Origin of the sequence: Paenibacillus sp. FSL R10-2788 (assembly GCF_038003885.1) — a bacterium.
Taxonomy (GTDB): Bacteria; Bacillota; Bacilli; order Paenibacillales; family Paenibacillaceae; genus Paenibacillus_AQ; species Paenibacillus_AQ odorifer.
Map to the genome: position 1 here is coordinate 6012135 of NZ_JBBOQA010000001.1, position 15578 is coordinate 6027712.

The 15578-nt window shown below is 44.9% G+C and carries 13 protein-coding genes; 4 read left to right on the plus strand and 9 right to left on the minus strand.

The features are described 5' to 3' along the window. Positions 1 to 410 precede the first annotated feature (410 nt). From NSQ50_RS26625 to NSQ50_RS26640, 4 genes are all read left to right on the plus strand, one after another. A complete protein-coding gene (locus tag NSQ50_RS26625) occupies positions 411 to 1094 on the plus strand; it encodes a response regulator transcription factor (protein WP_036685547.1) in 684 nt (227 codons plus the stop codon). Beyond that, the gene (locus NSQ50_RS26630) at positions 1091 to 2128 is read left to right on the plus strand and encodes a sensor histidine kinase (protein ID WP_051491395.1); all 1038 of its coding nucleotides are present in this window, start codon (positions 1091 to 1093) and stop codon (positions 2126 to 2128) included. The genes NSQ50_RS26625 and NSQ50_RS26630 overlap by 4 nt, the downstream gene beginning before the upstream one ends. A gap of 102 nt (positions 2129 to 2230) precedes the next feature. Continuing rightward, a complete protein-coding gene (locus NSQ50_RS26635; RefSeq protein WP_036685550.1) occupies positions 2231 to 2929 on the plus strand; it encodes an ABC transporter ATP-binding protein in 699 nt (232 codons plus the stop codon). Next, positions 2926 to 5460 carry an ABC transporter permease gene (locus NSQ50_RS26640; protein ID WP_036685553.1) on the plus strand — a complete coding sequence of 845 codons (2535 nt, stop codon included), beginning with the start codon at positions 2926 to 2928 and terminating at the stop codon, positions 5458 to 5460. The genes NSQ50_RS26635 and NSQ50_RS26640 overlap by 4 nt, the downstream gene beginning before the upstream one ends. Before the next feature lie 89 nt (positions 5461 to 5549). Here NSQ50_RS26640 and NSQ50_RS26645 read toward each other — a convergent pair whose 3' ends face one another. The 9 genes from NSQ50_RS26645 to NSQ50_RS26685 all read right to left on the minus strand — a co-directional run bounded on the left by NSQ50_RS26645 (position 5550) and on the right by NSQ50_RS26685 (position 15517). Continuing rightward, entirely contained in the window at positions 5550 to 6380 is an 831-nt protein-coding gene (locus tag NSQ50_RS26645) for a MetQ/NlpA family ABC transporter substrate-binding protein (RefSeq protein ID WP_036685556.1), read from the minus strand. Positions 6381 to 6422: 42 nt separating this feature from the next. Continuing rightward, positions 6423 to 7085: a methionine ABC transporter permease gene (locus tag NSQ50_RS26650; protein WP_036685560.1), complete on the minus strand. Its 663-nt coding sequence runs from the start codon at positions 7083 to 7085 to the stop codon at positions 6423 to 6425. Further along, positions 7078 to 7839 carry a methionine ABC transporter ATP-binding protein gene (locus NSQ50_RS26655; RefSeq protein ID WP_081383537.1) on the minus strand — a complete coding sequence of 254 codons (762 nt, stop codon included), beginning with the start codon at positions 7837 to 7839 and terminating at the stop codon, positions 7078 to 7080. Before NSQ50_RS26655 ends, NSQ50_RS26650 begins: the two co-directional genes overlap by 8 nt. Before the next feature lie 486 nt (positions 7840 to 8325). Next, on the minus strand, positions 8326 to 9723 hold the full coding sequence (locus NSQ50_RS26660) for an ADP-ribosylglycohydrolase family protein (RefSeq protein ID WP_036685562.1): 1398 nt from the start codon (positions 9721 to 9723) through the stop codon (positions 8326 to 8328). 3 nt (positions 9724 to 9726) lie between these two features. Next, the gene (locus NSQ50_RS26665; protein WP_036685565.1) at positions 9727 to 10683 is read right to left on the minus strand and encodes a nucleoside hydrolase; all 957 of its coding nucleotides are present in this window, start codon (positions 10681 to 10683) and stop codon (positions 9727 to 9729) included. Positions 10684 to 10723: 40 nt separating this feature from the next. Continuing rightward, the gene (locus tag NSQ50_RS26670) at positions 10724 to 11662 is read right to left on the minus strand and encodes an ABC transporter permease (RefSeq protein WP_036685567.1); all 939 of its coding nucleotides are present in this window, start codon (positions 11660 to 11662) and stop codon (positions 10724 to 10726) included. Continuing rightward, positions 11659 to 12705, minus strand: coding sequence for an ABC transporter permease (locus NSQ50_RS26675; protein WP_036685569.1), 1047 nt, complete (start codon positions 12703 to 12705; stop codon positions 11659 to 11661). The genes NSQ50_RS26670 and NSQ50_RS26675 overlap by 4 nt, the downstream gene beginning before the upstream one ends. After that, entirely contained in the window at positions 12698 to 14260 is a 1563-nt protein-coding gene (locus NSQ50_RS26680; protein WP_036685571.1) for an ABC transporter ATP-binding protein, read from the minus strand. The genes NSQ50_RS26675 and NSQ50_RS26680 overlap by 8 nt, the downstream gene beginning before the upstream one ends. Before the next feature lie 117 nt (positions 14261 to 14377). After that, the gene (locus NSQ50_RS26685; RefSeq protein WP_036685574.1) at positions 14378 to 15517 is read right to left on the minus strand and encodes a BMP family ABC transporter substrate-binding protein; all 1140 of its coding nucleotides are present in this window, start codon (positions 15515 to 15517) and stop codon (positions 14378 to 14380) included. Positions 15518 to 15578 lie beyond the last annotated feature (61 nt).

Sequence of the window (15578 nt, forward strand, 5' to 3'; positions counted from 1 at the left end):
TCACCGCCTTTCGTTGTCCTTAACCTTATAGCCTTATTCTAGGGTAAATCGCAGACTTTCAAAACAGACCAACGACGGTTTTTCGTACTGGACCTTAGTCGAGGTAGCTGTACGACTACAGACCACTGTTGGGCTAGTTGTAGGTCATAACCAACCTTTTCACATATAAAAAGGGGATGCGCCCCCATCGAAAATTGAAAGGACACCACCCTATATAGGTGATGCCCTTTTGAGCTTTCCTTTAGGGTTAACTATGTGGCTCTTTATCAAAAAACCTCGCTCCGTAATCTTTCAATAATAGTATTCTTAGATATGAAGTCCACTTTCAACTGTCTACTAAATAAAAATCTCGCTTTCGAATAAATCCCGAGAATGTATAATGATCAAATAAGAAACAAAGGAGAATTACTATGAACATACTGATCGTTGAGGACGACCGTAGTTTAAATAAAGGGATCGCTCTCACTCTTTCTCAAAACAATGTTGTGATCCATCAAGCCTACGATATTGCCGCGGCGGAGCATATCTTCGCAGTTAACCCTATTGATCTCATCATTCTGGACATCAATCTGCCAGACGGCAGTGGGCTCGATTATTGCGAGCAACTTCGCAAGTCCTCACGCGTACCCATTATTTTCCTCACCGCCAATGATATGGAGTCCGACATTATCACCGGTTTTGCATTGGGGGGCGATGACTATATCACCAAACCATTCAGCCTAATGGTGCTTCGCGCCAGAGTAATGGCAGTACTCAGAAGAACGGAATCGCAAGGGACTGGAAAAATAACATTGGGTCCGTTAGAACTCGATTTTGAGAAACTGGAGTACAGCAAAAACAAACAATCGCTCCAGCTGAGCAAAACTGAGCAAAAGCTGCTGCGGCTGCTGGTGACGAATACGGGCAATATTTTGACCCGAGAACAGCTGATAGACAAGATCTGGAGCAAGGATGCCGAATTTGTGGATGAAAACGCATTGACAGTAGCCATCAAACGGCTGCGTGCTAAACTTGAGGATGACCCGGCAGCGCCTAAATATATCAAGACCATTTACGGACTTGGATACATGTGGACTGAAGGGCAAAAACCATGAAAACCAATAGCCCACCTGCTAATTTCAAGCAAATTCATAGGCTCTTTTTACTGATCATCCTTATACTAGTGGCCTGTTTTATCGGCAGTATAATGTTTCTGTACGGGTTCGACCCCACTCTGCTCCAACTGACTTCTCTATTCATCATCTGTATATTAGCGACAGGAGCCGTATGGGTCTGGTTATGGAACCGTCAGATCACAATCTATATACAGACCTTGGATACAGCGATTGAGCGGGCTATACATGACCAGCCGCCACTCACTAACTATGAAGAAACCGCTCTGTCTTCGATGGAACATAAACTAAAGCGGTATATAGGGATGGCTAAGGCGAATGAACGAAATATTCAAACAGAGAAAAACAAAATAAAAGAGCTGATCTCGGATATCTCCCATCAAACCAAGACCCCCCTCTCTAATATCATGGTATTCAGTCAGTTGCTGGAAGAGATGCCCGGACTAAATGAGAATGTCCGGCACTACATACAGCATATTAAAGCGCAGTCAGATAAGTTGGATTGGCTGATCCAGTCTCTAATCAAATTATCACGTTTGGAAACAGGAATGATCTCCCTACAGCAGATTGAGGCGAAACCGCTCATACAAACTCTGATGCAGGCTTTATCCCAGATTTATGCACAAGCGGAAAACAAACAAATTACGATCAATATTGACTGCGGGACACACATCTTAGCCTGCCACGATGTCAAATGGACAAGTGAAGCGCTATTCAACCTGCTCGAGAATGCTGTGAAGTACACGCCGCATAGCGGACAAATCTCCGTTCTTGCTGAAAGCAATGAGATGTTCACCTGTATTCACCTTACCGATACTGGGCTTGGAATCCCCAGCGAAGAAATCCCTCACATCTTTAAGCGGTTTTACCGAGGGAAGCAAGCGCGTGAATTCGAGGGGGTCGGCATCGGGTTGTTTTTGTCCAGAGAGATTATCACGGCGCAAGGCGGCCATATCAACGTCATTTCTGAAACTGGAAAAGGTACAACTTTCTCTGTTTACCTGCCCCAGCGCTGAAATAGAATGTGTCATTATGGTCAGAATTCAGACACTCTCCTGTCAGATTGATTTGCTACCCTTAAATTATGGACAAACAGATCTCATTGGAGGGGAAGAGTTATGCCGATTCTACAGACTGAAAATTTAAAAAAACACTATGGAAAGGTGGGCTCAAGCGTTAAGGCTTTGGACGGCATATCACTGTCAGTGGAAAAAGGGGAGTTTGTCGCCATTGTCGGCACTAGCGGCAGCGGCAAAAGCACCCTTCTTCATATGCTTGGCGGATTAGATCGGGCAACAGAGGGCAAGGTTTACGTGGACGGGAATGATATTTTTGCGATGAGTGATGAGAAGCTGACCATTTTTCGGCGCAGATCGGTTGGGTTTGTTTTTCAGAACTATAATTTGGTACCCATACTAAATGTGCGGGAGAATATTGTGCTGCCTATTGAACTGGACGGTGGCAAAGTTGACGAAACTTATCTTGATCTGATCATCCGCACTTTAGGCTTGCAGGAAAAGATGAATACTCTACCTTCTAATCTGTCTGGCGGACAGCAGCAACGGGTGGCAATAGCCAGAGCATTGGCGACCAAACCTTCAATCATCTTAGCAGATGAACCTACAGGTAATCTGGACAGCAAAACAAGCCAAGAAGTGCTGATTTTACTTAAACAGATGAGCGAAAAATTCAACCAAACCATTGTGATGATCACACACAATGAACAAATCGCTCAAACTGCTGACCGTATTATCCGTATTGAAGATGGCATCATTTTCACTGGACAACCCCGTAGCTCCGGAGTGAGCCAGCCATGATCAGCACGAATAACCATAAGACTATTGCTACTTTAGCCAAAAAAAGCCTCAAAGCCAACCGTGCTCGCAATTTCACTATCATCTGTGCCATCGTACTGACTACGCTTTTGATCACCACCGTGTTTACCTTGGCGCTCAGTATTAACAAATCGATGCAACGCGCACAAATGCAGACTACTGGCAGCGATTATCATGGAAGCTTCAAATATCTGAATCCTGCCGAGTTGGAGAAGCTGAAGAATCACCCATCCATCAAAGAGTATGGCGTTTTTCTTAAGGTTGGCGATATAAGCACCAGTCTGTTCAAGAATAACCGGGTAGAGGTCCTTCGAATTGACGAGAATTATGCCAAACACGGATTTATCAACTTTATAGCTGGCGGACTGCCCTCCCAAGAGAATGAAATCGTCCTAAATACTTGGGCGCTTGACTTGCTTGGAGCAAAACATGAGTTAGGCCAGACTGTGAAGCTGGATATAGACATTGGTGAAAAAGTCATAAGCCAAGACTTTAAGCTCTCCGGGTATTACGAAACCGATCAAAATTTGGCGATGTCAGGATTAGCTTTTGTATCCGAAGCATTTACACAGAAGAACATTTCCCATATTGACCCGGATATCTCTGAGGCAACGGGTTCTTATGTAAACACCGCAGGTCTAGGGGTGATGTTTAACAATTCTTATAATATTGAACAGAAGGTACAAAAGATTTTGACGGACACCGGCCTGGATGTACCTTATGGTGTCAATCCGGCTTATACAAGTGTGTCTCTCTCCGATAATCTAATGAATATCATTCCTTATGCAGTTGTCATTCTTATCACCATGCTGAGCGGCTATTTACTAATCTACAATATCTTTTTTATTTCCGTCGTGCGGGATGTCAAATTTTATGGCCTGCTAAAGACCATCGGTACCACACCCCGACAACTAAAAAAGATCATCTCCATTCAGGCCCGCTCACTTTATCTAGTCGCATTGCCTTTTGGATTGGGGTTGGGATATCTGCTAGGTCTGCTGATTCTCCCTATGACCTCCTCATTTTTAATCGGTTCTACTGATAATGTCTATTCTGCTAGCCCGTGGATATTTATTGGTGCAGCAGCATTCTCGTTTATGACCGTATGGATCGCCGCAAGCAAACCGGGCCGGATGGCTTCGCGAACCTCGCCGGTAGAGGCTGTAAAATTTGCAGGAGTCAGCAGCGGCGGAAAACGGAACGCCAAAAAATCAAAACATGGCGCAAAACTTCACAACATGGCGTTCTCCAACCTGTTCAGAAGCAAAAAGAAGCTGATCCTGATGCTCTCTTCACTCTCCTTGAGTATCATCTTGTTCAGTACCATTTTCACAGTAATTTCCTCACTGGATGTGAACAAATATCTGGCTTCCTTTATCTCCGGTGATTTTTTGGTTCAGAATGAAGTGTTAGTCAGTATTACAGGGCCTCGAGACGGTGATCCATACAAGCTTTCAGAGGATTTCGCCAACAATCTAAGTAAAATTGACGGTGTAGAAAGTGTTGATAAGGTTTACCACAGATATGTTCCATCTCCTATCGATGATGCTGTCCGGGCTATTTTGGAGCCAATGGCAGCTGCTGATCCACATCCCTATCTTCTCTCCACTTTAGATAAGAGGGGGGTGATCTACAATAATTTATATGGATTAGATCCGGGCTGGTTTGATCTTGTGGACAAGGATATTATTGAAGGGGAGTTTAACAGGCAGAAGTTTGCTTCAGGAAAATATGCGGTCATAGCTGAGGCCATGTTTATAGAAGAAGATAGCTACCGCGCCTATTATCATCCTGGAGATACAGTCACTTTCGAGAAGTCGGGTAAATCTTATGAAGTGATGGCAGTAGTAAAAAATGATGCAGTATATGCTGCCACAACAAAATCTTTCTCTTTGTTAGGGTACAACGTCTTCCTCCCTGCTTCGGAGCTGCAGATGGAAATGCCGCAAGGTACAGATCCAGCCAATATTGTTTCAGCCACACTACATGTCGATCCAGCTAAAATGGATTTAGTAGAACAAGCAGCCAAGGCTCTAACAGATTCGACAAATGAATTATCCTTGAAATCCAGGGAGGATTATAAAGATGAGCTCGGTGGATTCATTCGCATTTTTCAAACCGTGGGGTATGGGCTTAGCCTGGTCATTGCTCTAATCGGGGTGCTGAATTATATCAACACTGTACTCACCGGGGTAGTCTCACGCCGCAATGAATTTGCCATGCTGGAGAGTATTGGCATGACCAAAAAGCAGCTAAAACGTATGCTGATCCTTGAAGGATTATACACCGTTTTGCTAACCGTCCTCATAACCTCAACATTAGGTGTATTGCTGACCTATAACCTTTCCAAAAGCATCACGGAAAATATGGCCTTTATGGTATTTCAGATGAGTTGGCTGCCGTTTATCCTCACCGTTCCTATTTTGTTAATTCTCGCTTACACAGTGACACTGAGAGCCTATAAAACGTTATCCCAAGCATCCATAGTGGAACGGCTGAGAGAAGCCGAGTAATGTAAGACACACCTAAATACTCCTATTACAAAAAGGGCAGCCCGGTAAATATCGCCGGGCTGCCCTTTTTTTATAGATCCATATTCAGCTTATTTAAACGCAGGCAACGCAATATCCGCGTAATTATCCTCAAGGAACTTCTTCACTTCAGGACCGCTGATCCGTTTAGCCAGCTTTTGAATGGCGTCAGAATCCTTGTTGTCTTCACGTGCCACCAAAGTAATTGTGAATTCGGAATCTTCGCCTTCCGTAATCAGCGCATCTTTCTTCGGTGTCAATCCTAGTGGGCTCGCATAAGCCGGAGTCATGGCTACTAAATCGCCATCATCAAGCATACGGGCCAGCATTAGGAGATCGACTTCTTCAAACTTGAATTTTTTTGGATTCTCAGTAATGTCTGCTTGTGTGGCTTGAATGCCTACGCCTTCTTTTAGCTTAATAAGATCAGCTGCAGCGAACATTTGCAATGAACGACCGATGTTAGATGGATCATTAGCCATTACAAGCGTAGCCCCTTCAGGAAGATCAGCTATAGTCTTGTAACGTTTGGAGTATCCGCCATAAATAGCGTCATAGACAGGCTGTACCTCTACCAGATTAGAGCCTTTGCTTTCATTATATTGCTTCATATAAGGAACGTGTTGGAAAAAGTTAGCGTCTACCTCTTTATTAGCTAAAGCCTCATTAGGCTGCACATTGTCAGAGAGAACAACGATCTCCAGATCAATGCCATCTTCCTTAAGGAGCGGCTTCACAATATCCAGAATTTCTGTCATAGGTGGGATCAGTGTAGCGATCTTTAATTTGGTTAACTCATCATTACTACCTTTTGCAGCATTATTCTCGGCTGCTTTATTAGAGCCACAACCCGCTACGACCAATACCATTAATGTAAGCACAAGTATCATTGATTTTTTCATTAGTACTACTAACCCCCAGTTTATATATTGAACTATTTTGTATTAACGCTTATCCAACAGCCTTGCGATAGTCCCCCCGGTGAACTGAACCAATTGGACCAATACAATCATCACAAGAATGGCATAGATCATCACTTCCGTCTCAAAACGCTGATAACCATAACGGATAGCGAAATCACCAACCCCTCCCCCACCAACAACTCCCATCACGGTCGAGAAGGAGATAAAGCTAATTGTAGAAGTAGTAAGTCCAAGGACTAGACCCGAACGAGCTTCCACGTAAAGAAATTTAAAGATCAAGCCCAGCTTCGAGGCTCCCATCGATAATGCTGCTTCAATGACCCCTTTTGGAACCTCCAGCAACGACTGCTCCACTAACCGAGCATAATAGGCAATAGCGATTATAGATAATGGAACCGCTGCTGCAATCGTCCCAATGGCGGTCCCGACCAGGAAACGAGTGACTGGAATTAGCGCAACGACCAGCAGCAGGAACGGAAACGAGCGGATAATATTAACGATACTGTTGAGCACCAGAGACAACGTTGTATTCTCATAAAGCTGCCCTTTTCGGAAAAAAAACAACAAGGTGCCCAGTGGAAGCCCCAGCAGCACTGCCGCTCCAACAGAAATACCAACCATCACAAAGGTTTCACCGATCGAATCCCACATCTGTGCCTGATATTGAAGTACACTATCAAACATGATCTTCCCCCGCTTTACCAAGAATCTGATCGCGGTATGTCCCGGTGCTGGCTGCTGCTGGACGGAATTCACCGTCTTCACGAGAGAATGAATCTACAATGCGCCCTTTTTCCATCACCGATACATGAGTACATATGCTTTTGACAACATCCATCTCATGCGTAACAATCACAACCGTTACTCCAAGACTTGAATTCACATGCTTCAGCACGTTCAAGATATCAGTAGTGGTTCCTGGGTCCAGAGAGGACGTTGGCTCGTCACATAGCAATATTCCCGGACTGTTCACTAGCGCGCGGGCAATCGCAACACGCTGACGTTGTCCTCCGCTGAGCTGTGCCGGATATTGTTTTGCCTTATCTGCCAGTCCAACAAAATCCAGACACTCCTTCACACGTTTCATTCGTTCATGCTTTGGGACATCTGCCAGCTCCAGCGGGATCGAAACATTCCGCTCTACTGTGACGTTATAAACAAGATTAAATTGTTGAAAGATCATTCCAATCTTTTGCCTTGCTTTACGCAGTGCTTTACTAGGCATTTCGGTCAGGTTGTGGCCATCTACAGTAACCGTTCCCTGATCCGGCTGTTCCAGAAGATTCATCAGTCGCAGCAGCGTAGATTTCCCCGCACCACTCTCACCAATGATCCCGTGAATGGATCCCTGCTTTACCTCCAGCGATACCTCATCCACAGCCTGATAGATGCCTTCCTTCAGCTTGAACCCTTTACTTACCCGACTCAGCGACAGTATTAGAAGCTCCCCCTTCCTTTCCCTTATATAATGAACCTCCATGAAGTGAGACATTGTATTACAATTTTCTAAAATCTGTTTTATTAAAAATCTCCTTAAATAATAAGACATTTCTTCTGCTGTGTCATCATTTTTATTTAAATGATATACCAGGAAGTTTGATAAAAACCTAAAAACCCTTTATACCGGGCTCTTTTTACACATTTATTAACAAAATAAAAAGGGTTAGCAAAGGTAATCCTTCCCTCTTGAAATCATGATTCTCCTATTGCCCCACCACTAAACGCTCCACTGTTAATATAGCCATATTTGGTTTTTTTTAGTGTATGAAATGCAGTTAAAGCTACATTTGGTTCGTTGGAGTGTGATTTAAAGACCTGCTGTTACGCAAAAAAGGATGTCTAAGCCAATAGCTTAAGACATCCCATAATTCATATAGTAATCCCTGAATCCCTGATCTATTGAGTCCCATACTTGCTAAATCTTTTATGCCTTTTCGCCAAGCTCTCTGCGAATCTTCAAGAACACTTGGTAGCTGCGTTCCGCACATTCCGAAATCGCAATCGGATGAAATCCAGGCAGATCCGCATATAACGTATCGTGAAGCGGTTCAATCCATGAAGCCGGCAACTTACTTGCTCCAAGCTTCGCTCCCATAATTGAGCCCACAGTTGCCCCGTTACAGTCTGTATCCATTCCACCGTATACGGAAGTGACGACTGTTTTTTCAAAATCATTCCCGCCATAAACAAGCGACGCGGCTACAAGAGCAGCATTATTATTTGTATGGACCGCATCATAGTGGCTAAAAGTATCCCAAATGTTACGAACCAAGTCCCGCTCGCTTTTGGCCTTCTGCGCAATATCTATCCCCCGCAAAACATCACTGGCAAGACGACTGGTACGCGGAATCTCACTAAGGCCAATCTCTAGGATCCGTTCATTATCCTTCTCTGCAAAAGCTGCCGATATCATCGCCGCATTAAACATCTCACCGTAGATGCCATTTTTCACATGTGAAAATGAAGCATCACGCCAGCCTAATTCTGCCGCAAGCTCAGGATAACCTGCTGCACCATAAGCCAGTCCATCTGCGCGTATAGCGGCACCAATCCACTCGCGGTAAGGGTTTAAGTGCATCCGCACTCTTTCCTGCCGCACCAGCCAATCCGCAGGCTTCTCGCCATGCAGATGAGAGGTCTCCTGCGCAAAATTCATATATGACTGTGTCTCCGCCGTGCACACCTGACTATATGTTAAATGTGTATGCCACAGCTTTCCGATATCCCAAGAATCCCAGTTCAGACCTTTCTGTTCCAGCAGCATAAGACCCAGGACAGTGTAACGAATATCGTCATCGCTTTCCATATACTTGATCGTCTCGCGGGTACTGGCATGTGTCCATTCGCTTAAGCCAAGACCATATTCAGCCTCTGCCCGTGAATGCCCAGGCGTATAGCCAGTAATTGGCCAGGCGTCCGCACCCTGAAACCATAGCTCAATATTCTCCCAGCCCGGACGGCCATCTTTCCCATAGAGATAGTCCCAATACTCCAGCGGTTTCCCGAGTGCGCAGCCGACACTTCTACCGAGCCAGGCTCCATAGAACTTATCTCTCCATTCCGCTTCGCTCCAGTCCGCCTCAAGCTTACGTGGGCCTTCTGGACGTAGTTGACGAATCTCCTCCAGAGAGGATGGCTCTTGATACGGAAAATCCTCACTGATCGTAAGCTCCATTAGCTCATTGTATACCTGCATCAGCTTGAGCTCATCGGCACCAGCAGCCGCTAGCTTATCCGCGAACCCATCAATCTCGCAACCTTCTTCTCCACGCTGAGCAATTTCAAACTGCACGGTCTCTTGAAGTCTCTCCCATCCTGCCATAGGCTACTTCCCTTCAGCCGCTAGCAGCAGCTCTTGATCAAGCTTTTCCAGTGAATCAAAGATCAGCCTCATAAATGCTTCCCGGTCAACTCCCACCAATACTTGCACATTCGCTGGACGATCCGTCTTCTTCCGTCTGTCTGCAACTGTCATTCCCCGCGTCAGCTTGCCTTCTGTCTCCACCGTTACATATAGATGCTCAAATTCAAATAGTTCCGGATGCAGCAGCCAGGCAACAGCACATGGATCATGCAGCGCACTGCCGACATAGCCCATTTTTTTACCGTAAATCGAATAGAAATCCAGCAATTCTCCGACCATTGTAGACACTGGTCCCCGCTCTTTCAATGCTAGGATCTCATCTTCAAAAATAGCAGCCTTATCGGTCACATCCAGACCACTCATTGTGATCGGAATCCCCGACTCAAACACAATACGGGCTGCTTCAGGATCTACATAGATATTAAACTCCGCAGTAGAGGTGACATTCCCATAAGAGATACCTCCGCCCATCAGTGAGATTTTTTCAATTCTGTCTTTAATCTCTGGATAAGCCGTGATTAGCAGTGCGATATTTGTTAAAGGAGCCATCGGCACGAGCGTAATCTTCTCCTCTGAAGAACGGATGATATTCAGCATAAACTCCACAGCACCCTGCTCTACAGGGCGGAATTTACTTGGGGGCAAAAGCGGCCCATCCATGCCCGATTCACCATGCGCTTCCTCACCTGTAACAAGCTTGCCGAACAGTGGGCCAGCAGCCCCTTTAGCTACAGGAATGTCAGCATTCACGAAGCTGATCACCTTCAGGGCGTTTTCCGTGATTTTATCTAAAATTTGGTTTCCACCAACCGTTGTAATCCCGCGCAGATCTAACTTCTCCGAATTTGCTATGGCAAGCAGTATCGCTATTGCGTCATCATGCCCTGGATCGCAGTCAATAATAATAGGTGTTGGCATAGTTACTCACTCCTTGTCTGTGTATCAATCATTTCAATCGCTATTTAACTAGCGGGCTTTTAAGTTTTTTATTCTTTTTTCGTGTCTCAGATACTGCGTAGATCACAAGTCCAATTACTGTGGCTACATAAGGAAGAGTAGCGATTAGCTCCGCAGGAATCTTCAACACCTGTAGAGCATTCGACAATGCATCTGCAGTACCAAATAATAAAGAGGTCAGCGCCGTGCCTACGGTCGTACTTCTTCCCATCGACTCAGCGGCAATGGCAATCCAGCCTCGGCCAGCGATCATATCGCGGGTAAACAGTGACAAATACCCCATCGACATATAAGCACCGCCTAAACCGGCAAAAAATCCGCTAAGCAGCAAAGCCATATACTGTATTTTCACAACACTTACACCCACGGATTGAGCCGCATGTGGATTTTCGCCCACTGAACGAATGCGCAGTCCAAGCGGTGTACGATTTAATAGATAGTAGACAACAAACACAGCCAATATAGAAACATACGTCAGAATGTGATGCCCCGATAAAATAGGTCCAAGCACCGGGATATCCTTCAACAAAGGAATCTGGACACTAGGCAAAACTTTACTCGCCAGAGAAGTGGAAGAACCCTTGTCGCCACTAAGCAGATAGAGGATAAACACAGTTCCTCCCGAAGCGAACATATTAATGGCCACACCCCCGAGAATGATATGTGTTTTGAATTTCAGGGTGAAAAAAGCTAATATTCCAGCGATCAATGTTCCAGACAGCACCGCCCCAAGCAGACCTACCCACGCGCTATGCGTATAGCTGCTTATGATGACACCCGCTAAAGCGGCAACAAGCATGATGCCCTCCATCCCAATGTTAATGATCCCTGCACGGTTGGAGATGAGTGCGCCGAGCGCGGCGAACAGAATCGGAGTCGTCACGCGAAGGACAGAGAACGCAAAGTCAGTTGTAAAAATTACATCAAACAAACTATTCACGCTTCCTTCGCCTCCTTCAAGAGCATCCGATTTTTCCAGAACTTCAGAAATTGCTCAGCCGAAATCAGAAGAATGATAATTGCCTGTATAATTGAGATCATCTCTGAAGGTACATCAGACAGACGCGCCATCATGTCAGCCCCAATTCGAATGTACGCTAGGAACAATGCAGAGCCGATTACGGACAGCGGATTATTTTTGGCTAACATCGCTACAAGGGCACCATCCAAACCATAACCAGGCAGTGACGTCCATTGGAAACGGTTATACATCCCCAGCACTTCTACGGAACCCCCCATACCTGCGATAAAACCTGCAATCAAGTGAACGAGAATAATAACCTTGGCTGTCTTCATACCGGAATAACGGGCAAAGTCCCGGTTGATGCCTGTCATGCGCAGCTCATATCCCCATTTCGTTTTGTATAGGAATAGATGAGCTGCAATAATAAGCACGATAACGATAATAAGACCGGTATGAATACGGGTGCCGGAGACCATTTTACTCAGCAGTGCCGTTTTCTCGAATTTGTAGGATACATTGGCAAAAGCTTTAGCATCACGTAGATGATAGTTCAGTAGGTATAACCCTACTCCGAACAAAATATTATTGAACATTAAGGATGTAACCAACTCATTAGCATTCCATTTTGCCTTCAGAATACCAGGTATTGCCGAGAGCAAGGCTCCTACAATTGAACCTGCAGCAATAGCTACCATCGGATGCAGCCAGCCGTCCAACGTTAAATGAATAGCCAATACGGAAGTTACAACACCGGAGAAATAAAAAATCCCCTCAGCTCCCAGGTTGAACATATTGGCTCGAAACAACAAGGATACTGCCAACCCAGTGAACATGAGCGGAATCGCCATCTCAATCACATTACCAATATGACCTTTACTGGATAACGGCTCTAATAGGAATATACCAATCGTCTTCACAGGCTGATTACTGACCAAAGAGATGATCAGAAAGGCAATAGCGAGTGCAATAACGATTACCGCCGATGTTCGAATGTACTCAAAATATTTAACTTTAAACATGATTTACGGCCCTCCCGATGTGCTCCTCGTCCTGTCGATGAATCCCCAGCATATAAAGACCTAATTCTTCCTCACTAACCTTAGATGGCTCCTCGAAAAAGGCAACAATCTTACCCTCGTACATTACTAACAGACTATCGCTGATCTCCAAGATCTCATTCAAATCTGCCGACACTAGCAAAATCGCGCAATCGTCTGAACGTAATTCCAACAACTTTTGATGTATGAACTGGGCTGCGCCTATATCCACACCCCGTGTCGGCTGTTCTGCAATAAGCAGCTGCGGTTCAGTCGAACACTCTCTAGCTACGACTACCTTCTGCATGTTACCACCTGACAACATTCCTATGGGCTGAGAAGGTCCTGAACAGCGGACTTTAAATTCCTCTACAAGGGATACTGCTAGCTTGGCAATTCGTGAGCCATTCAAAAAAAGACCTTTATTCATTGCTTTTGTACGATACTGAGTAGATAGCAGATTATCAGCTATACTTGCCTCACTAGCGATCCCTTGCCGCATCCGATCCTCCGGTATATAGGAAACGCCTAGCTTACGAATATCCAAAATATCCGATTCACGGATATCCTTTCCCTTCACTAGTACAGAGCCCTGACTTGAGACACCTCTCAAGCTACCTGTAAGAGCTTCAATGAGCTGTGTCTGCCCGTTGCCTTCTACACCAGCAATCCCAACGATCTGCCCACCACGTACCGCAAAATTGATATCCGACAATAATGCTTTGCCATCTGCATCATTCACACTGAGTCCCTGCACCGTTAGTACTGGCTCACTAACAGCCAGAATCTCTTTGTCATATTTCAGCACGACGTCTCTGCCGACCATTAGTCGCGAGATTTCCTGTTCTGTCACATCCTGTGTTTGAAAAACACCTTCACTACGGCCGCTGCGCATAATCGTAATTCTGTCGCAAATCGCTTTGACTTCCTTTAATTTGTGCGAAATAAAAACTATCGTATGACCCTGTTCCCTTAATTGCTTAAGCTCGCGGAACAATTCCTCTGTTTCCTGTGGAGTCAACACCGCAGTCGGCTCATCAAGCACCAGAATTTTCGCACCACGCAGCAGCGCCTTAAGAATCTCAACCTTTTGCTTCATCCCAACTGTAAGATCCTCTACTTTTGCTTTAGGATCCACGGCCAGATTGTATTTCCTTGCGGTCTCTTCCGTCATGCGCACAGCCTCGGCATAATTAATGCCAACTCCTCTGCGCGGCTCCATACCCAGCACCATATTCTCTGCCACCGTAAAAGAAGGTACCAACATGAAATGCTGATGGACCATGCCGATGCCTCTATCAATGGCGTCCTGAGCGGATTGCAGCTTTACTTTTTCACCCTTGATATAGATCTCGCCTTCACTTGGCTCTTCCATGCCGAACATAATCTTCATTAAAGTCGATTTACCAGCACCGTTCTCACCTGCAATCGCATGTATTTCTCCCTCACGTAAAGAAAAATGCACGTCTTTATTTGCAACGACGCCATTGGGATATACCTTGGTAATTCCCCGCATTTCCAGCAGAGCTTTGTACATAGGTCTCAACGCCTTTCAACTTGGAGGTCTGCAAAAATATACAGCTGGAATTCCCCTGACTAGAAGAATCTCCAACTGTAGGTTTAACTCTATAGAGCTGATCTTAAGATTTAAAGCTTAAGGCTTAACTGCGTTACGAATAGCTTCTACCTCTGCGGTTTCCATCCCCATCGCATTATCCACTTTAATTTCTTTATTGATCAGCTTTTGCTTCACTTCTTCAACCTTGGCCTGAAGATCAGCCGGGAATACATTTTTATAAATATCATTCTCAGCAATACCTACACCATCATCTACAAAGCTCAACACATCACGTTTGCCCATTTCTAGCGTTCCCTCTTGCAATCTCTTCACTGCACCTAGAATAGCCGTATCAATCTTTTTAATAGATGAAGTAACGATTAGATTTGCTTTTTCACTATCCGTATCGTTAATCAACATTGCCTGATCGGAGTCTACACCGATTGCATATTTTTTCTTTTCTTTAGCTGCGTCAAAGATCCCAAGACCTGTACCCCCAGCCACGTTAAAAATAACATCCACGCCGGAGTTATATTGAATTAGAGACAGCTCCTTACCTTTTGCCGGGTTAACAAAATCACCAGCGTACGACACAGCCACTTTTACATCAGGATCAACATACTGAGCACCTTGAATGTAACCGACCAAGAAAGCATTAATCCCCGGAATATCCATACCGCCCACAAACCCAATCACATTCTCAGGGGTAGCATTCGGCATATCCGATTGTGTAGCTAATGCTGCTACGGCACCTGCCAAGAAAGATACTTCATTTGTCGCATAAGACATGTTGTACATGTTATCTGGTGCTTCATCGATGTCGGTATCATAATTAATGAATTTTTTGTCTGGATACAATTCTGCCGTTGCATTAAACATCTCAGTAATTTCAGAACCGCCAGAAATAATTACATCCCAATCCTCGGAAGCGATATCGTTAAATGTTGGCTCCCATTTCGTTTTATCAACGCCCATTTCAACAACCTTTGTTACTGCACCTAGTTCATCCTTAACCTTTTGCAAGCCGTTATTAGCGGAATCAAAAAATGATTTATCCCCAAGTGTCCCCGGAATCAGCAATACAACCTTGAGTTTATCCCCTGAACCTGTTTCTCCACCCTCAGCAGCGTTTGATCCAGTATTCGCAGAAGAACCGTTATTGGACGTGTTATTCCCACATGCTGTGACCAGAACCATCACCATTAATAACAACAAAGAAAGAACTTTTTTATTCATTACTCTATTCCACCCCTAATTTTAGTTGGTTAGTAATCCGGCAGAATCCCCATCTTCACCC